We start from the raw sequence: 19,000 nt of genomic DNA, 5'->3' as shown, positions 1-19,000 counted from the left end.
CGACGCTACATGGCATGGGCAAGACGACGAATACCCTCAACAATAACCTCTGGTGGATGATTCGCAAAACCGATCAAAATCCCCTGTCGGGAGGTATCCCCATGATAATAATGACTCAATGATTGAATCCCCAGCCCCAGCATTCTGGCTTTCTGTTCGACCTCATCGCCAGTCAACCCGTCATGCAACCAGCAGACAATATGCACCCCAGAATCAGAAGGCTGAACGGTCATTTTATCGGCAAGATAGCATTGAATAGCATTGACCAACGCCGTTCGCCGCTCGTAGCATGCCTTACGAACCCGTCGCACATGGCTGGCGTAATGTCCTTCTTCAATAAAACTCGCCAGTACCGCCTGCTCAAGATAACTGGAGCCAATATCGGAAAAATATTTTGTCACGATAAACTGTTCTTTTAATCCTGGCGGAACAACTAAAAAACCTAAACGAAATTCTGGATACATCATTTTTGAAAATGTCCCTGAATATATTACCCGCTGATGCTGATCTAATCCCTGCAAGGCTTGCAAAGAGCGTGCGGCATAACGAAACTCACTATTGTAATCATCTTCAAATATCCATGCCCGGTTAACCCGAGCCCATTCCAGTAACTCAAGTCGTCGGGATAAACTGAGTGTTCCGCTAAGCGGGTACTGATCGGAAGGAACAACATAGGCCAGTTTCGCATGAGGGAAATGATCAATGCCGTATTGAACATTCATTCCTTTGCTATCCACCGGCACAGGTCTCACAATTGCCCCTGTTGACATAAATACCCCGCGCGCACCTTTATAACCAGGGTCGTCCAGCCAAACGTCATTTCCTTTTGTAAGTAACGCCCGGGCAGTAATATTTAACGCCTGCTGAATACCGTTTACGATAATTATCTGATCTTCACTACAGTTAACCCCTCGCGTTGTTTTCACGTAGTGAAAAATTGCTTTTCGTAAGGGATAAAAACCGCAGGGGCTGGTATGAGAGCCGAGTTGATGCCGGGATTGTCTCCAGACTCGTCCCAGTAACTTGCCCCATAATGAATGAGGAAAGAGATCAGTACAGCCCACACCGACGGCGAACAGACGGTTCATTTCACGCCCTTCAACATCACCAGACCATAGACCACGAACGGATACGATATCCGCATTTAGCTGCCCATCGGCGGGCAGTTCATCTCCTTGCTGCGATTCAGGATAGAGCCCGCTGATGCTGCGGTCAGGAAGACTTGGCGTGACAAAGGTTCCAGCGCCTTTGCGCGTTTGAATATACCCTTCGTCTAACAGTCGGTCATAACCCGCAATTACCGAGTTCCGTGAAATTGACATCATTTCGGACAGCCCCCGGGTTGAGGGTATCTTTGTCCCTGGCGGCAGACGGCCTTCTACGATTGCGTTGCGTAGCGCATGGTACACCTGTTCCTTAATAACGCCTTGCTCTAAGAAAAGCTCCTGAAATAAAGGTGCACTATTTTTTTTCATTGCACTCACTCTTACGTTAAAAGTGGATCCTGGAAATATATGCAAAGTGTCTCTTTGCGATGGCTTAAGCAATATTTAGGATAACCGTCATAGCAAACCACTCTGACTAAAATTATCAGGAGACCTATGAGTAACCAAAACACAACTACGCCGATTACCATCGAACCCGTCACCCAGCAAGACTACGCGGACTGGCTACCGCTTTGGATAAATTACCAGATTTTTTATCGTACTGAAATTTCAGACAAGGTCACACAATTAACCTGGGGCCGTTTTCTCAATCCTGTGGAGCCTGTTTTCTGTGCTGTCGCAAAATCTGACGGTAAAATTGTCGGTCTGGTGCATTATCTCTTTCATCGCTCAACCTGGGCGGAGTCTGATTATTGCTATCTGGAGGACTTATTCGTTAGTGAAGAAACCCGGGGCAAACACATCGGCAAGCAGCTTATCGAGTATGTTCAAAAACACGCCCGCAAGCGCCATGCTGCAAGATTATACTGGCACACACATGAAACAAACCTCCGCGGTCAGCGCCTTTATGACTGGGTTGCCAGCAAGAGTGGGATGATCGAGTATCGTATGTAAAATAAATAATACCCATTAAATCGGGTAGTTCTAAGTAAACATCCCCCCGTACTGTACCTTCATTTTTCAACACTTCGTCTGCGGCTCTGTTTCGCAAAGCCGCAGAATCCGAAATCGTCAGATTTCCGAGGCCAAATACCCGCTACGCTGAAAAGTGACATATTCATATATATTCTAAACTTGCCATCAATAAACAAGCATTACTTTTCAACACGTTGTACATATCTTATTACTCATGGTTTTTATTCCCACATAAAATTACCCTACACTTGTTTCTACATCTCTATATTGATGGAGCGTTCTCTAAACAAGCCGCCGGGTTGCATTTAATTGATGGAGTGCCAATGCAATTGTTCTAAATGTAGTTTATTCACCAGAGAAGTATATAAAAGAGCCAGACCATTAAATGCCGATGTTTTAAATTACCTTGACGTCTATACAAATTGTGTCCCTAATAACAATGTTATACGCACCTATCCTGAACTGGATGAAATAAATAGTAAGACATCTTATTTTTGCAGTTTAAAAAATCCGCTATTGTTTTCCTTAGAGAGAACGATTAACGGTTTAATTTAACAGCATAACTATAAATCCTGTGGCTCTGGAACAGCAGAGCCACAGACATTTGACACTAATCAGGCTTTACTGGGTATTGCACCTACGGCATGCGAACCTTTTACGGTCAACGTCACCACGGCGGAACATAACAGTGCGGCGATCATAAAGATAAATGCACTGTTGTAACTTCCGCCGCTGCTTTGGATCAGCCAGCCAATAATCGGTGCAGAAACTACCCCCGCCATCTGACCGCCAAAGTTAACGATACCGGAAGCCCGCCCCATGATATTGCTGGGGATGGTATCCATTAAAATGCCCCAAAATGTCGCCATGGCAAAAAACATAAACAGCGCAGAGATACACTGATAAACCACCGCCATATCCGCACTGCTCACGCTGAAGGTCAGATACAGGAAGCCCGCCGCAATAACCGACGTCGCGACATACAACGTCTTGCGCATCGGTTTGAATTTATCTGAGCAATATCCACCGATTAATGTCCCACCCGCGCCAAACAGGAACGGAATTGCCGCCATCACCCCCGTCTTCGCCAGTGAGAATTCACGCACCGTGATCAGGTAGCTTGGCAACCAGGTTGAAAACCCCCAGAAGGTGATATCAAACAAGAACCAGATACTGGCCATCTGCCAGAGCACCGGCATCTTGAGCACATCTTTAAACGCGATAGCGCTCGTATTTTGCAGACCCCCCTGATCGTCAGCTGCTAAATCAGCCAGATCCTGTTGCGTAATCGCAGGGTGATCTTTCGGGTTGTCACGTGTGAATAAGTAGATACCCGCAGCAATAAACAGGCCCGGGATCCCCAGCACAATAAAGACCATGTGCCAGCCAAACGCCCCGATAATACTTGCAGCAACCACCACCGCCAGTGCGGGGCCTAAGGTATTTACCGTTGACTGAATTGCTGTAGCTCGACCGCGTTCTTTCGAAGGGAAATAGGTGGAAATCATTTTCCAGGAAGCTGACGGGAAGCACCCTTCGCCAATACCGAAGAAGAAGCGAACAGCCAGCATCAACGGCAGCGTTAATACCGCACCGGTTAAGCTGGTGAAGACAGACCACCAGGCAATACCAATGGCCATAATTTTACGTGAGCCAAACTTATCCGCCAGTAAACCACCGGGGATTTGGAACGCAGCGTAACCAATGAAAAAGGCGCTAATAATTAAACCTTGTTGGGTTGTATCAAGATTTAAATCTTTGCCGATATAAGGCAACGAAACGCTCATGACCATTCTGTCGAGGAACGAGAGCAGCCATGCCAACCAGATTAATGTCAGGACGGTATATCTTGCTTTCCAGGTCTTAGGTTTACCTGAAGGTAAAGATGTTTGTAGGTTCATTGTGATGTCCTTGGGGTGTAGTGATCTACCGCGGCCATAAATGGTCGCGATAGATCCATGCGTGTTTAGCGTTATTTATTAATATTGTTTTCTGATAACAGTACCGCTACAGGCATAACTTTCCGTGCCATTAATTAAGGCTATGCGTCCATTAACCATCACGATTTCAATCCCTTCCGGATACTGATTAGGTTCAACAAATGTCCCCTTATCCGCAATAGTATTGGGATCGAACATCACAATATCCGCCGCATACCCTACCTTCAGTAACCCGCGATCCTGCAGGCCCAACACCTCAGCGGGTTTGCCTGTCATCTTGCGGATTGCCGCTTCCCAGCTCAGGCATCCTTCTTCACGCACGTATTTACCCAGCACGCGCGGGAAGGCGCCAAACACACGTGGATGTGGTTTACCCGCGCCCATCAGTCCGTCAGTGCACACGTTTTGTTCCGGCCGGCAGAGAAATTTAATGACGTGCTCTTCAGTGCCGTAGAAATCGACCATGCCAACGGCATTTTCTTCTTCAAACAACAGATCGAAGGTGGCGTTGTACGGATCTTTACCGCGCAATTCCCCCAGTTGAACAAGGTTCAGACCAACAGCATCCTGATTTTTCTCTGTCTTGACGCTGGTGACAAAAATCTGATCCAGGCCTGCAAAATCAATGAAGTTATCCCAGCCAGGAATACCCTGCTGGATATCCTCTATCATTTTGGCGCGCAAATCAGGCGAGGCCAGACGCTCAAGTAATTTGTCCGTCCCGCCAGAGTGAACCCACGGTGGCAGGATCACGCCGAGCATGGTGCTTCCCGCCACGTACGGATACTGGTCGAAAGAGATACGGATCCCCTCTTCCTGGGCCTGCTCCAGCATGCCCAACATCTGGTCAATCAGCCCCCAGTTTTTCTTCCCACAGACTTTCATATGTGAAATATGCAACCAGACGCCGGTGGCTTTAGCGATATCGATCAGTTCCTGCGTTGAACTGATGATATCGTCAGCCTCACTGCGCTGGTGTACCACAAAGATCCCGTCATATTTCGCCGTGACCTTGCACAACTCAATCATTTCAGCGGTATCACCAAAAGCACACGGCATATAGATAAGCCCGGTAGAAAGACCAAACGCGCCGGCTTTTAGCTCACGCTCAAGGACTTCACACATCTTCGCCACATCTTCACGTGTGGAAGGGCGTCCATCCAGGCCCATCGCTTCCATGCGTACGTTACCGTGTGGCACCAGATACGCCAGGTTTGTCGCCGGATGTCGGGATGCCAACAGATTGAGATAACCGTCCGTGTTTTTATATTTCCAGTCAATTTTGTCGGTATCGCCGTCCAGTCCGGCAATATTTTTACGCCATGCCGGAATATACTCCTCCGGCAATGGTGCCAGCGCTACGCCATCCTGCCCCAGCAATTCGGTAGTAATTCCCTGGCGGATTTTCGCTGACAACGCAGGATTAATAATGGCTGACAGGTCAGAGTGTGTGTGAGTATCAATAAAGCCCGGACAAATAATTTTTCCTGTTGCATCAATAACCTGTTCATTGACGCCAACATCAATTTGACCAATTTCGACAATATGCCCTTCATCAACCATTACATCAGCAATTCGGCCTGGATTACCCGTTCCATCAATCACATTTCCGTTTTTAAAAATGGTTTTCATCGTTATTCTCCATTGCGGTGCCGCGAAGCAGCGCCACCTGTAAGGTAAGAGGTATTTATCTTTATTTTTTAACGGCGATAGAGTGTCTGGATGATGCTGTAATAGCCGCGGGCCGATCCGGTCAACTGATCGATCTCAATATACTCGTCGATGGTATGCGCCAGGTTTTCACGCGACGGCCCAAATCCGATGGTTTTGATCCCCGCTTCCCCCGCGTAGTGGCTGCCGTTAGTGCAAAATGAGTACTGAGTAATCGTTGGCGAGAAACCCGCTTCACGAACGCCCGCCAGAGCGGCCTGCACGAACTCGTCGGACTCGTCATAAACCCAGCCAGGGAAGAAACGCTCACCCTCAATGGTGGCGCCGGTATAGCAAGACTCCTTGCCAACGGCGTAAGAGACGCGGGCTTTGAACTGTGGGTTCTGAGCGGTTAGCTCCGCAAGTGCATTTTCCAGTGGCGCAATAACGCTTTCTTTGGTTTCGCCCACCAGCAAGCGGCGATCGTAAGTGGCACGGCAGTAATCCGGCACCACTGATGCGCCTGGATACGGCGACGATTTAATGTCTGTCAGTTCCAGGATTCCAGGGCCAAGAACCGGGTGGGTTGGCGGAGTAATGGTGCGAATTTTGTCGATCAACTGCGCCATTTTGTACACCGCGTTAATTCCTGCCTGCGGGTTAGCAGAGTGGGCAGGTTTACCAAAGGTTTCAACCACAATTTCAGCACGCCCACGCTGGCCGATTTTCAGATTCAGTTCAGAAGCTTCGCCAATAATGACGTAATCAGGCTGATAGCGCTCACTGACCAGACGAGCGGCAATGCCTTCAAAACACTCTTCATGAACGATACAGGCGACGTAAATTTTCCCAGCGAAATTACGCTGATTATCCTGGCCGAAAAAACCTACGGCTGAGATCATCGCAGCAACAGCACCTTTCATATCGGTGGTGCCACGGCCATAAATTTTGCCATCGTCAATATCCCCGCCGTACGGGTTGCGGGTCCACTTCTCCTCGTTCACCGGCACAGTATCGATATGACCATCCAGAACCAGCGTTTTCCCCGGCTGATTTCCCACAATACCGCCGACGATATTGCCGTATTTATCAACATGGATGTCGTCGAACTGGTAATGCTGCATCATTATTTTTATGGCATTTACCACGTCCCCTTCCTGACCGGAATAACTTTTTTGCTGGATCAGCGCCTGGCAATTTTTAATAACTTCTTCAATACGGGTTGCAGATAACATGGGGTTTCTCCGTTAATACTCTCAATCAGGAAATTATTTATTGATGCCCGGGTACTGACCGCCCCAGACAATATCCAAATACTGTTGCGGGTCGGTATCACCTTCGGTACTTATCAGCAACACGCGGGAATGCTCATCCAGACCCAGTTGCTCACGGGTTTGGGCCAAATCAGGGGAGGTCATCAACAGCGCCAGAAGACCTGTCGTGACGGCCCCAGACTCACCTGAAATAATTTGTGGATCGCCCGCCAGCGGATTACCCAACATACGCATGCCCAGCGCCGCGACTTCATCAGGGCAGGAAGCAAATGCGGTGGCATAATCACGCAGTAACTTCCAGCCAATGCTGTTTGCCTCACCACAGGCCAGACCCGCCATCACGGTCTGTAAATCGCCGCCTACCGCAACAGCATCCCCCTCTTTTGCACGGGCTGAACGATAGAGACAGTCGGCAATTAACGCTTCGGCGACGATCACTTTCGGACGATTTTCGCCCCACGCGGCCGTCACCATGCCCTGCACCATTCCCGCAAATGACCCCACACCGGCCTGAACGAAAACATGCGTCGGGGCGACCTGATGGAGTTGATCAATCGCCTCCAGCATCAGCGTGCCGTAGCCCTGCATAATCCACTGCGGAATCTTTTCGTACCCTTCCCAGGCCGTGTCCTGTACAACGATCCAGCCATACTTTTGCGCCTGATCCGCGGTCATACGCACGGCATCGTCATAGTTCATATCCACGATTTCAGCGGTAGCGCCTTCATTGCGGATAGATGCCAGCCGCTGCTGTGAAGACCCTTTCGGCATGTAAACCACTGCATTTTGCTTGAGCTGGCGCGCCATCCACGCCACTCCACGCCCGTGGTTACCGTCGGTGGTGGTGGCAAACGTCACGGTCTTCAGGTCATGACGTACAGCTTCACTGGTCATGACATCAAACGGCAATTCGCTGATATCCTTCCCCACTAATTCCGCGATATGGCATGCCATCGCGTAGGCGCCGCCCAGCGCTTTGAACGCTTTCAGGCCAAAACGCTGAGACTCATCTTTGAGGTAAATATTTTTTACGCCCAGTTTTTGTGAAAGTGCCGGCAACGTATACAGCGGCGTTGGAGCGTATCCCGGAATAGACCGATGAAAATTCAACGCTTTTACCAGTTCCTGGCGACTAAAGGGTGCCAGCGGTGCGTTAGGGTGCTCGGTAAACGGCGTCTGGTTGATAAAAAATGATAAGTTTTGCTGCATCATAAAACCTCATTATCCTGGTAATTCATTCCCTGTAATCGGTGTAATACAGAGTTATTTACGCTATCGGTAATCCATAAAAGCAAAATGCTTACCAGTTTTTTAGAAAATGAGGGAAAACTTAAAAATAATTTAATAAGTTCTTTTATTTCAATGTATTAATCAATTTTCAATAATAGCAAGGTAAAAACAGCCGTCGTTAGTTTATCGCCAGATTTTGATAAATTCTCATAAATGATAAATAGTGTGATCACGAAGGATAAAATTAAAAAAACATCCAAAAACAATGCGGTAGATTGATTTTTCGCAAATCAATTTTGCAATAGTTCGCCTATTTATCATTTTCCTTGAGAAATGAGACACCTTACCGGAGAAGTATCATGATTTCAGTACTGAGCAATATCCAGGATGATATATGCAATTATGCCGACGCTATTTCCGGCATTACCGGGACTGATGTAGAAATCATTGATGAATCTTTAATGCGCATTGCTGGCACCGGTAAATACCGGCATATGCTCAATGAGAACGTGGCAAAAAATGGTTATATCTATCGGCATGTTTTGCAGGTCCGTGAGACGGTATTGATCAAAAACCCCGGTGAACATCCTCTATGTCAGCTGTGTGAAAAACACCATTACTGCTCTGAAATGCTGGATTTGAACGCCCCTATTTTTCTCAATAACCGCGTCATTGGGGTGATCGGCATTATTTGCTCAACGCAAACACAGCGTGACACTTTGCTAAGCCAGATCGATAAATTTGTCACGTTTATAGAGCAAATCGCCGTCATGATCTCCAGTAAGGTCTTTGAATGCCTGGAACGCTTACGCGCGCAGGAGACGCTCGGTGCCTTTCGTCGTCTGATTGATGCAATGGATCGCGGCGTTGTGGCCATCGATGGCAAGGGCCGCATCTGGCATGCCAACCATTCAGCAGATCGCATACTTAACCGTGAGGTTCAGGGATTACCCCTGACCATTGAAACGACCGGAGACAGTTTGTATGGCGATGAGGAAGCATGGCTGACGCTTGAAGGGCAAAAACACCATGTGCTGTGTAAACAAATCTCGCTCTCGTCACTGGATAACGACCGATTAACCATGGTTATCTTTCGCGATGCGTACGACTACCTGAGCACGATTGCCCCCTCACCCTATGAGTCTGACACACAGGTACGTCTTATTGGCCATTCCCCCTCAATGGAACAACTCAGAAGTACCATTAGCAAAATCGCCAACAGCTATGCCAGTGTACTGATCACCGGGGAAAGTGGTTCAGGTAAAGAAGTTGTGGCATTTGCTATTCATCAGAGCAGTCCGCGTAAAGCCGCCCCCTTCGTGACCATCAACTGCGCCGCTATCCCTGAACAACTCCTGGAAAGCGAACTGTTTGGCTACGTACGCGGCGCATTCAGCGGTGCCGATCCCAAAGGACGCGTGGGGAAATTTGAGCTGGCCAATGGAGGGAGTCTGTTCCTCGACGAGATTGGTGATATGCCACTGCATTTGCAGGCCAAGCTGCTCAGGGTACTGCAGGAAAAAGCCATCACCCGTGTGGGGTCTAACAACACCATCAATATTGACGTGCGGATTATTGCCGCAACCAACAAAAACATCAGCGCGATGGTCGAGAATAATCAGTTTCGTGAAGATCTTTTCTATCGCCTGAACGTGGTGCCATTGGTTCTCCCTTCCCTGCGCGAGCGACGGGCGGATATCGCCGTCCTGGCACAATATTTTGCCGATGAATTTTCGCTAAGCTACCAGCGACCGCCGCAAAAACTTCCCGATGATGTTATTAACCGCCTTTATGCCTGGCACTGGCCGGGCAACATCCGTGAACTGCGCAACGTCATCGAGTACATTTTTGTCATGCGCGGAGAAGCCGCCGGGATCAACGCCAGCCATCTGCCCCCTTACCTGCTTACCGCAGCCGATGGCAGAAAAAGCACAATGATGGCGCAACCTCGCCAGCTTGCCCACCAGGGCAAACAAGCAGAAAGAGATGCCATTGAAAACGTCATACAGCGATTTGGTTCAAGCGTTGAGGGTAAGAAACAAGCCGCGACAGAACTGGGGATCAGCATTGCGACGCTGTACCGAAAAATAAAACTGTACGGGTTATGATTTCCCCTTGCGTCCGCCACGGGCAATCAATGTCTGATGGCGCCCCGCTTATCAGGCCTACGTCTTACAAGCTTTAGTAGGCCGGATAAGGCATCAGCGCCGCCATCGGGCAGTTACGGCTAAGCTTCTTAATCAAACACACCATTAATAATGGCGGTGACGACAGCGGTGCTCAGTGCAATCAACACCAGATTGTCACCGATAACCTGCCATTCATAGCCAGGATAATACGGGAGTTGATTCAGCATAGAGGGTGGGACGCTCTTCTTCGCAATTCCAGGAGGGAGTGGTTTTCCTCGAGCCAGATTTTTTGCAATGCCCGGTGGCAGTGATTTATACCCCGTCAAACCATATCGGACAGCGTATTGCCTTGCCACGTGATAGCTGATGTCACTATCGACGTGATCAGGTTTGCCATAATTTTTACGCTGATCTGACTGCTGATTACCTTTGTGACCTGAATTTCCTTTCTGACTATTACCATGATTGCCGCTGTTACCATTCCCATTACCATTTCCGGGGTTAGCAAATGCAGGCGTGACACATATCGTCATCGCGGCAACAGCGACTAAAGCCGTTGCTAAAGTACGGAGCATGGACATGATGATTCCTTTATCAGTGGTTACCCCTAAAAATGTACGATATGGCGTGAATTTGAGCCATTGCTATAACTCCGATTTGTACACCTCTGCATGCCAGGAGTTCTGATGTCTCGCGCTTATTAGAGCGAGGTGGCGCAATCTCTATGTTCAGCTGTTTTGTGACCGTCTTCAGCGCCTTTAGTTTTGCTGACGCCATGAATTTGACTGGCAAGATTTCAGCGAGAAACTTAAACAGTGCAAAATGTTTCTTTTTCCCTCGCCACATAATCCTGGTGGAATGGTGTGGTCACGGGAAACGCTTGAAAAAATCAGTCACTATTGCCAGCAGGCCGGCGTCATCATTCTATCCGATGAAGTGCATAGCGATTTAACCCTGCCAGGTAAGCAACACCTGCCCTTTTTTACCCTCGATGACGCAGCAGGAAGTCAGTCAATCGTACTGACCTCTGTCAGCAAGACCTTCAACACGGCGGCGATCCAGGGGGGGGATAGCCATTATAAAGAATGATGAACTGCGTCACCGGTTCTATCATTTTCTCGATAACTGTTATCTTGCAGAGACTCACTCACTGCAACAGGCAACGATTTATAGCGCCTATACCCATTGCGGTGACTGGCACCGGGAATTATTGGCTTATCTGGCTGATAACGTGACATTTGTTAGAAATGAAATCGAAATTCACTGTCCGTTGATCTCAATTGTCTATGGCGGCGCATCCTATCTGCTCTTTCTGAATGCCGAAAAAATGGCGCTTAGCGAGACGCAGCTAAGCGATTTTTTTGTCCATGAAGCCAGACCAGGCCTGTCACCAGGGTCACAATATGGTCCTGGCGGAGAGGGGCACATGCGTCTGAACGTTGGCTGCCCGCGCGCCTTACTGGTAGAGGCGATGAACAGACTAAAAGCGGCATACCAGAAACGGCTGAACGCATAACGCAGGCCGCTACGCTTGCCCTGCTTCGTCAGGGCAAAATGGCCCAAAGATATTGACCGAACTGCTATAAAGTCTTTCCCTTCTGTCGGCGGGTGTTAAACTGGAAAGTGTGATCTTCATCATAACCTGCTTAAACAGAGAAAAGAGACACTGCTATGCAACATATCATTGAGGGCTTCCTCAACTTCCAAAAAGAGATTTTCCCTCAACGTAAGGAACTCTTCCGCAGCCTGGCGTCCAGCCAGAATCCTAAAGCGCTTTTCATTTCCTGTTCTGACAGCCGTCTGGTGCCAGAGTTAGTGACGCAGCAAGAGCCAGGACAGCTTTTCGTTATCCGTAACGCCGGTAATATCGTACCGTCTTTTGGCCCGGAGCCTGGCGGCGTGTCTGCTACCATTGAGTACGCGGTCGTTGCTTTAGGCGTGACTGATATCGTTATCTGTGGTCACTCCAACTGCGGCGCGATGAAAGCCATCGCAGAAAGCCAACCCCTGGATCCGATGCCTGCTGTCGCCCACTGGCTGCACTATGCCGATGCCGCAAAAGCCGTGGTTGAAAAGAAAACCTGGGCTAACGAAATCGATAAAGTGAATGCCATGGTGGAAGAAAACGTAATTGCCCAGTTGAACAACATTAAAACGCATCCTTGCGTGGCTGTTGGCCTGCGCAACAACGCGATTCGTCTGCACGGCTGGGTCTACGACATCGAAAGTGGAGAAATTCGTACTCTGGATAAGAACAGCAAAACTTACGTTTCGCTGGCCGATAATCCACACGTCCATTTCGAGTAAAACTGCACTGGAGCACGGATGCTCTGGCAATCCTCCCACTACGATTTCTGTTAGTAGACAAACACCCCTCATGCGACTAGCTTTTAAACTAGCCATCAGTGTGGCTGTCGTGGAACCCGCAATAGATTAAGCGATAAAAAGGAGCAGGTACGCATGCGAACGAAAAATAACAGACTGATTAATATGTTATTTTTTCATGAGTCGTGGGATATTATGATCCTGAAAAATAATGGTTCGCATACCTTTCCCACTAACACGCTGGAAATTCTGAACCGCACTCGGGCCCAGCAGCTCAAAAAGAAATATACCTTTCAGGCCGATCCTTTCATTATTGAAAAAGACAATAAAGTTTATGTTTTTTATGAAGCATTAAGCTTTCGTAATTCGCAAGGTATCCTGCGCTGCCGTATCCTTGATGCTAACCTGGTTGAGCTTGAGGATGTGAAACTCGACGGTTTTGATAACCTAAAATGCCATTTATCATTTCCTTTTTTATTTTACAACAACGATCAGCTTTTCATGATCCCGGAGTCTTCTGAAAGGAAAGAGGTTATCTTATTCCAGTCGATAGATTTCCCTACGCGCTGGAAACAGGTAAAAGTAATAGTGCCTGACCAGGCGCTCACCGATAACGTCGTCGTTTCGTTACATGAAAATTTTTATCTTTTATCCACCACGATGGAAGATAAGTTAGTTATCCATACGGCCAGTAATGTAACCGGGCCATGGCAAAAAATAGTGCCAACGCTTAACCTGTCTAATCAACACCCCCGAGGCGCTGGCGCACCACATTGCGTTGAGAATAGACTCTATTTTCTCACCCAGGAATGCACACCAGAGACGTACGGAAAGTCAGTTTATATCAAAGAGTTAATCACGCTTAACGCATCCAGCTTTGATGAGCGTTTGATTGCGCAGATCAATGCCAGCATCAACCAAAGCGAGGGCGTCCACACGCTGAACTTTACCGATAACTATATCGTGTATGATAGTAAGATAAGCAAATTCAGCCTGTTTTCTATACTTAAAAAAATATCTTATAAATGCAGGGTGAAATACCGGAATTATTACCTTAACCGACGCCACCAATAACGTTTATTTATGCCGGTGGCATTAATAAATTAATGATAGTTTGCAAAAATATATCTGGAGACTGTATGGCAATTTTAGTCACTGGCGGTGCTGGTTATATTGGTTCACATACCGTGCTGACGCTTCTGGAAAGAGGTGATGACGTTGTGGTCATCGATAACCTTTCCAACTCCTCACAAACATCCCTGGACAGGGTTGCGGAACTGGCCGGCAAAGCACCCATCGTTTATATTGCCGATGTGCTGAACAACGATGTTCTGAAAACGATTTTCTCTAACCATAACATCACCGACGTCATTCATTTCGCTGGATTAAAATCAGTTTCAGAATCAATAAAAGAGCCGCTTGCCTACTATGACAATAATGTCACCGGCACGCTGGTTTTACTGCGTGAGATGTTAGCTGCGGGAGTGAAGCACTTTATTTTCAGCTCTTCCGCCACGGTATACGGCAACCCGGAAAGCGTTCCATTAAGTGAACAATCGCCAACCGGTGGTACCACCAATCCGTATGGCACATCAAAATTCATGGTCGAGCAAATTCTGGCAGACTTTTCCCGCGCACAGCCCGATTTCCGAATCACCTGCCTACGCTACTTTAACCCAGTCGGCGCACATCCATCGGGCAGGATTGGCGAAGATCCGAATGGTATCCCCAACAATCTGGTACCGTATATTTCTCAGGTGGCGATTGGCAAGCTGGAAAGCGTTTCGGTCTATGGAAATGACTATCCAACCCCCGACGGTACCGGTGTGCGTGATTACATCCATGTGATGGATCTGGCAACTGGCCATTTAGCGGCACTGGATTGCCAGGAAAAAGGTGCGGCATACAAAGTCATCAATCTCGGTACCGGTATCGGGTATTCCGTACTTAACCTGATCGCAGCCTTCGAGAAAGCGGCGCAAACCCGAATTAATTATAAGATTGTGGCCAGAAGGCCCGGGGATATTGCCGAATGTTGGTCAGACCCGTCGTTAGCACGAAAAGAGTTAGGATGGCAGGCCATCTACAATCTGGATGAAATGATACGCGATACCTGGAACTGGCAAAAAAACAATCCGGATGGCTATCACGTTTAATTTTTAACGCTAAGGAGCCTGATTGCCAGGCTCCTGACTACGGCAGGCTATTTCACCGTGACCGCGGAGACGCGATACCAACCGTTGCTCTGCTTCCCTTCATTGGCAAAGTTAATTCTTGCCGCACCGGTTTTATCCACTATCGCCGCCTCAATAGCATACTTCCCTTTCGGCAGCGTCCCGGGCATCGGCATCGGGTAACTCAGTGAGTGCTTTCCGGGCAGCCAGTGGCGTATATCTTCCGGGGCATTCCCTTGTGCCACCACCTTATTGGCCTCATCAACCAGACGAAATGCCAGCGTGTAGGGCAGGTAAATCGGCGCGTTCCCCTCATTATACCAGGTGCTTGTCAGGGTGAATTCTTGTCCACCTTCCCAGACTGACTCGTGGCTCAGGGATGCTAAGCGAAACCGATAGCCCAGTTTTGTCAGTGCCTCGTCGACAATCGGACGATACTCACGAGGCACTGTTCTCGATTTCAGGTTAATCGTACTGGTATGTTGCTTCACCGCCCAGTCAAAAATCCCCTGCACTTCCTCTCGCGTATAGTGAAAAGTATTTTTCCAGTCCTGCATGTACGAGCAGATCTCAAAGCTCACTGGCGCATGTTTCCAGGCATCATTAAATCCTGAATAGCTTTTCCGTGCGGCCTGCAGCCGTTGCGGATAATCATCCGCCATATGATTCCAGGAAGCAGAAAACACGCGGAGATCGCCCAGGCAGTCCGCACGCCAGCCCGCCCCGCGCGCGACCGCATTCGCCAGACTTTGCCCACCACTCATCAACATGATTTTTGGCGTACTGGGGAAAGCAGTGAAATGCATCGTCACATAGCGGTCCAACTGCGCCGTGGTGTAGCGCTCCAGCAATGGCTTCAGCATCGGGAAGTTGCTGTTATGCCACTCTCCCCACGACCCCACCATACCGATATCGACGAAAGCCAGGTTCTCGTTACCATCATAGCGTTTACCCATCGCGTTCAGCAGGCGCTGGCTATATTCAATAAATAAGGGATCGTCTAAATCAGGGATAAAGGTTTTTTTGTCAGGCGTCCAGGTTCCCTTTACACCTTTGTTAATCAACCAGTCGGGAATTTGTGAACCGGTTTCCGGCTCAGCAAGCGCCATAAACCGCAGTCCGACGTTCATCGCCGGTCGATGCGCCGCGGCATACTTGAAAGCGTCATCAACCAGTGCAAAATTGTACTGGCCTTCGACAGGCTCAAGGTCACGCCAGTAAAAGCGCTCATATTCAAAGCCGGTGTCGGGATAATCCGCCAGTCCAAGCGTTTCACCATATCCCTGATGAAAACTGGCGATCCCGATACCTGGGTTTGTCAGTGGGCCCGTCATTGCCTTGGGGGTTACGGTCGTTACTGCGGCCAATACCGTCAGCGGACAGAACAGACACAACAGCGCAGAAAACCATTTACACTTCATCGCAGTGACGCCCTCCACAGGTTTGTTAACACTAGCGGTCTTTCAGGCTTAACCACCAGTCCCAGATACCAACGTGAAAATGTTGGAATACATCAATACCCAATGCGGACTTGATCATATACAGCGTCAGTAATACGCAGCAGGAGACAAACAGCGTGCCTAGCAGCAGCAAAAAAGTGAGTAACATGGTCGATAAGGTCGACTCCTGACGATGCCGCTGACGTAAGTCTCTGCCGAATAAAAAAACCAGATAAAAGCGTTTACCGAAAAATGGAAAACTTCTGCGAATATCGATCCGATGTCTTGATGCCAGCGTGCTGGCGACGATCGCTTTCTCGATCCCATCTTTTTGTTCCGGAGTCAGTCCCTCCGATATATGCTCATCAAGTTGCGCATAAAATCGTTCGATGACGGGGGGGCGATTCTGAGGACTGGTCAAAATTAACCTATATCTTTATCAATTGAGTGATAGACATTGACTGTTTTTCTGGCAATTTCCTGCCAGTCATAATTTTGCAAATATACACGATAGTCCACGCTATTTGCGCTGGCCCAGGCAGTTAATTTCTCAGCAAGACTGGACAATGAGCCGACCCGAAAATAGGTCTCAGACGGCAACTGCACTTCCAAATTTGCGGGAATGTCGCTCACCACCGCCGGGAGGGAATACGACATCGCCTCCAGAAGCGCAATCGGTAGCCCTTCATGGTAGGAAGGCATAACGAACAGCCTGGCCTGCGAAAACACCGCCTGAAGTTCATCTCCCCTTAAAAATCCGGTCATCACCACGCCAGGGGTATCAGCGGCAAGTTGCTTGAGTCGAATACTGTATTCCGTTGGGTGATCGGCATCGCCAATGAGCACTAGCGGCTGTTGCAAACCACTTTGTTTGTACGCGGAGATGGCATCATGCATCCCCTTTTCTTCCACAAACCGTCCGACCACCACGAAATAGTTTTTCGCCTCGAGTCCAAAGCGGGAAAGCGTGGCATGAAGGGTTTGATCTGACAACGGACGAGGCTTATTGACGCCGTTGAAAATCAAATGCGCATCATAGCGAGCATGTTTTTTCTGAATCAGTTGGTTAATGACCTCAGAAATCACTATCACCTCATTGGCATATCTCACCGCCCAGCGTTCGCCCAGCAGCAATATTTTTTTGGCGACAAATCCCCATTTTTGACGATCGTAATCAGGCCCGTGGTGGGTAAAAACCACCTTCTTACCTAACACGCGTAATAATGGGATCACCAAACCCGGCCCTATAGCATGGACATGCACAATATCAGAACGGTCGACACAGGTTCTAAACGCCGCTAAAACGGAGTGCACAATCGCTTCCAGTGACCGTTTTTTGGGTGCCCACAGCGCATAGGTCTCAACTTTCTTATAAGAAGATCGTTTGTAGCTAACATACGGCGAGCGGGCGATAACACAAATATCAACGTCAAACTGTTGTTTAATCGCCGGATAAAGATTCTGACAGTGGGTTTCCACCCCGCCCAAGACATCCGGAATACCGCGGGTACCAAAAACCGTTATTTTTTTACTCATTCTATGGCCTGCTCAGAAGTTCTTTATATAGCGCCTGTAAGGTGTCCATATGTTTGCTAAGCGCATATTTTTCACTCAGGCGCGCGCGACCCCGTAAACCCATGACACGTGCTTTATCCGGATCATCAACCAGAGCATCCATCGCCTTCGCCAGTTCCTGCGCATTACCCGGCTCAAATAAAATCCCTTCAATACCGTCGCGTATTTGTTCGGGGATCCCGCCAATGCGCGCCCCGATCACTGGTTTCGCGAAAGACATCGCCTCCAGCACCGCCATTGAGCAGTTTTCATAACATTCAGAGGGGAGGATCACCACACGGGCATGCTTAATGAGCGTATTGAGGGCATCCCCTTGTTGTACATAACCTAAAAACTCAGCTTCCGGGTATTTCGCCACTAACTCGTCATGCAACGGACCGTGCCCCACTATTTTCAGCGGAGTCGGGTTACGCATTTTCTGATGAGCGGCCAGCAACGTTGCCACCCCCTTTTCACGACTCAGGCGGCCGACGTACAGTATATAACCGTCATCGACGACCTCATCGATGGGCTGGCTATCATCAACACCATTGACGATCACATCGATCCGCGATTTCGGCAACGTTCGGAGTAACACGCCGCGTAGAAAAACGCTGGGTGAAACAATCACATCCAGAGCCTGATAATTTTGGGCAATGTATTGCCAGGTCGCTTCTAACGAGAGCAGCAAGCTTTTAGAGGCAGAGCCTTCCTGACAGCGATAGCGGAAGGCATTGAAAACGGTACCGGTGATACAGGCATCACACACCTTCCCATCGCGTAACATGGAGTATGCAGGACAGACAATCTTATAGTCGTGCGCCGTCAACACCGTTTTACAGCCAAAATTGCGCGCCACTTTAATCAACGCCGGCGTCAACTGATGGTAAATATTATGAAAGTGAACGATATCAGGGCGTTCTTTTTGTAAAAGCGCCAGCATTTTTTTGCAGGCCTGGGTGTTATGAATAAAGTTAACCGCGGTTTTGATGCCCCCCAACAGATTACTCTCTTTATGGTAATCGACATTGCTGACGAAATAATCCGCATAATCAGAGGGGAAATTTTTCTCATGCTGCATGGAAAAATCAATGACCTGGACACCAGCCTGTTTCAGCATGTCGCGTTCTTGAAAATAAACCGTTTCCGCGCCGCCTTTGATGAAAAAAAACTTGTTAACTAATAATACTTTCATGGCGCCTGC

17 protein-coding genes are annotated in these 19,000 nt (G+C 48.5%); 7 read left to right on the top strand and 10 right to left on the bottom strand.

Annotated elements, in window-relative coordinates; all coding sequences use genetic code 11:
- Positions 1 to 5 precede the first annotated feature (5 nt).
- On the bottom strand, positions 6 to 1,475 hold the full coding sequence (gene pdxR, locus I6L54_RS07255; RefSeq protein ID WP_005123002.1) for a MocR-like pyridoxine biosynthesis transcription factor PdxR: 1,470 nt from the start codon (positions 1,473 to 1,475) through the stop codon (positions 6 to 8).
- 126 nt (positions 1,476 to 1,601) lie between these two features.
- On the opposite strand from pdxR, the gene I6L54_RS07250 reads away from it, so the two are divergent.
- The gene (locus I6L54_RS07250) at positions 1,602 to 2,060 is read left to right on the top strand and encodes a GNAT family N-acetyltransferase (RefSeq protein ID WP_005123001.1); all 459 of its coding nucleotides are present in this window, start codon (positions 1,602 to 1,604) and stop codon (positions 2,058 to 2,060) included.
- A gap of 635 nt (positions 2,061 to 2,695) precedes the next feature.
- On the opposite strand, the gene I6L54_RS07245 is transcribed toward I6L54_RS07250, so the two are convergent.
- The 4 genes from I6L54_RS07245 to dpaL all read right to left on the bottom strand — a co-directional run bounded on the left by I6L54_RS07245 (position 2,696) and on the right by dpaL (position 8,154).
- The gene (locus tag I6L54_RS07245; protein ID WP_005123000.1) at positions 2,696 to 3,982 is read right to left on the bottom strand and encodes an MFS transporter; all 1,287 of its coding nucleotides are present in this window, start codon (positions 3,980 to 3,982) and stop codon (positions 2,696 to 2,698) included.
- A 78-nt stretch (positions 3,983 to 4,060) separates the two neighbouring features.
- Positions 4,061 to 5,653, bottom strand: coding sequence for an N-acyl-D-amino-acid deacylase family protein (locus I6L54_RS07240; RefSeq protein ID WP_005122999.1), 1,593 nt, complete (start codon positions 5,651 to 5,653; stop codon positions 4,061 to 4,063).
- A 68-nt stretch (positions 5,654 to 5,721) separates the two neighbouring features.
- Positions 5,722 to 6,906, bottom strand: a complete 1,185-nt coding sequence (locus I6L54_RS07235) for a YgeY family selenium metabolism-linked hydrolase (protein ID WP_005122998.1) — start codon at positions 6,904 to 6,906, stop codon at positions 5,722 to 5,724.
- 33 nt (positions 6,907 to 6,939) lie between these two features.
- Positions 6,940 to 8,154: a diaminopropionate ammonia-lyase gene (dpaL, locus tag I6L54_RS07230; RefSeq protein ID WP_040233393.1), complete on the bottom strand. Its 1,215-nt coding sequence runs from the start codon at positions 8,152 to 8,154 to the stop codon at positions 6,940 to 6,942.
- Positions 8,155 to 8,534: 380 nt separating this feature from the next.
- Between dpaL and I6L54_RS07225 the strand changes: the two genes are divergently transcribed.
- Positions 8,535 to 10,283 (top strand): sigma-54 interaction domain-containing protein, encoded by a 1,749-nt coding sequence (locus I6L54_RS07225; protein ID WP_005122995.1) that lies wholly within the window; start codon positions 8,535 to 8,537, stop codon positions 10,281 to 10,283.
- Between the two features lie 128 nt (positions 10,284 to 10,411).
- Here the strand turns inward: I6L54_RS07225 and I6L54_RS07220 are convergent, their stop codons facing one another.
- Positions 10,412 to 10,885 (bottom strand): anti-virulence regulator CigR family protein, encoded by a 474-nt coding sequence (locus I6L54_RS07220; protein ID WP_040233336.1) that lies wholly within the window; start codon positions 10,883 to 10,885, stop codon positions 10,412 to 10,414.
- A gap of 241 nt (positions 10,886 to 11,126) precedes the next feature.
- On the opposite strand from I6L54_RS07220, the gene I6L54_RS24250 reads away from it, so the two are divergent.
- From I6L54_RS24250 to galE, 5 genes are all read left to right on the top strand, one after another.
- Positions 11,127 to 11,393: an aminotransferase class I/II-fold pyridoxal phosphate-dependent enzyme gene (locus tag I6L54_RS24250; protein WP_005122992.1), complete on the top strand. Its 267-nt coding sequence runs from the start codon at positions 11,127 to 11,129 to the stop codon at positions 11,391 to 11,393.
- Between the two features lie 142 nt (positions 11,394 to 11,535).
- Entirely contained in the window at positions 11,536 to 11,820 is a 285-nt protein-coding gene (locus tag I6L54_RS24245; protein WP_223237016.1) for a beta C-S lyase family protein, read from the top strand.
- A 155-nt stretch (positions 11,821 to 11,975) separates the two neighbouring features.
- A complete protein-coding gene (locus tag I6L54_RS07210; protein WP_005122990.1) occupies positions 11,976 to 12,611 on the top strand; it encodes a carbonic anhydrase in 636 nt (211 codons plus the stop codon).
- Between the two features lie 153 nt (positions 12,612 to 12,764).
- Positions 12,765 to 13,703, top strand: coding sequence for a glucosamine inositolphosphorylceramide transferase family protein (locus I6L54_RS07205; protein ID WP_040233332.1), 939 nt, complete (start codon positions 12,765 to 12,767; stop codon positions 13,701 to 13,703).
- Between the two features lie 65 nt (positions 13,704 to 13,768).
- Positions 13,769 to 14,785 (top strand): UDP-glucose 4-epimerase GalE, encoded by a 1,017-nt coding sequence (galE, locus tag I6L54_RS07200; RefSeq protein WP_005122986.1) that lies wholly within the window; start codon positions 13,769 to 13,771, stop codon positions 14,783 to 14,785.
- 47 nt (positions 14,786 to 14,832) lie between these two features.
- On the opposite strand, the gene I6L54_RS07195 is transcribed toward galE, so the two are convergent.
- Genes I6L54_RS07195 through I6L54_RS07180 form a run of 4 tightly spaced genes read right to left on the bottom strand, consistent with a single transcriptional unit; the run spans position 14,833 to position 18,991 of the window.
- Complete coding sequence (locus tag I6L54_RS07195) at positions 14,833 to 16,224, bottom strand: DUF4832 domain-containing protein (protein ID WP_040233331.1); 1,392 nt, start codon at positions 16,222 to 16,224, stop codon at positions 14,833 to 14,835.
- Between the two features lie 31 nt (positions 16,225 to 16,255).
- A complete protein-coding gene (locus I6L54_RS07190; RefSeq protein WP_040233329.1) occupies positions 16,256 to 16,663 on the bottom strand; it encodes a membrane protein in 408 nt (135 codons plus the stop codon).
- 2 nt (positions 16,664 to 16,665) lie between these two features.
- Complete coding sequence (locus I6L54_RS07185) at positions 16,666 to 17,778, bottom strand: glycosyltransferase family 4 protein (protein WP_040233326.1); 1,113 nt, start codon at positions 17,776 to 17,778, stop codon at positions 16,666 to 16,668.
- A 1-nt stretch (position 17,779) separates the two neighbouring features.
- A complete protein-coding gene (locus I6L54_RS07180) occupies positions 17,780 to 18,991 on the bottom strand; it encodes a glycosyltransferase family 4 protein (RefSeq protein ID WP_040233325.1) in 1,212 nt (403 codons plus the stop codon).
- Between the last annotated feature and the right edge of the window lie 9 nt (positions 18,992 to 19,000).

The organism is Citrobacter pasteurii (assembly GCF_019047765.1).
Lineage (GTDB): Bacteria > Pseudomonadota > Gammaproteobacteria > Enterobacterales > Enterobacteriaceae > Citrobacter > Citrobacter pasteurii.
Note: the sequence above shows the minus strand (reverse complement) of the source record. Positions and strands in the feature narration are given on the sequence as shown.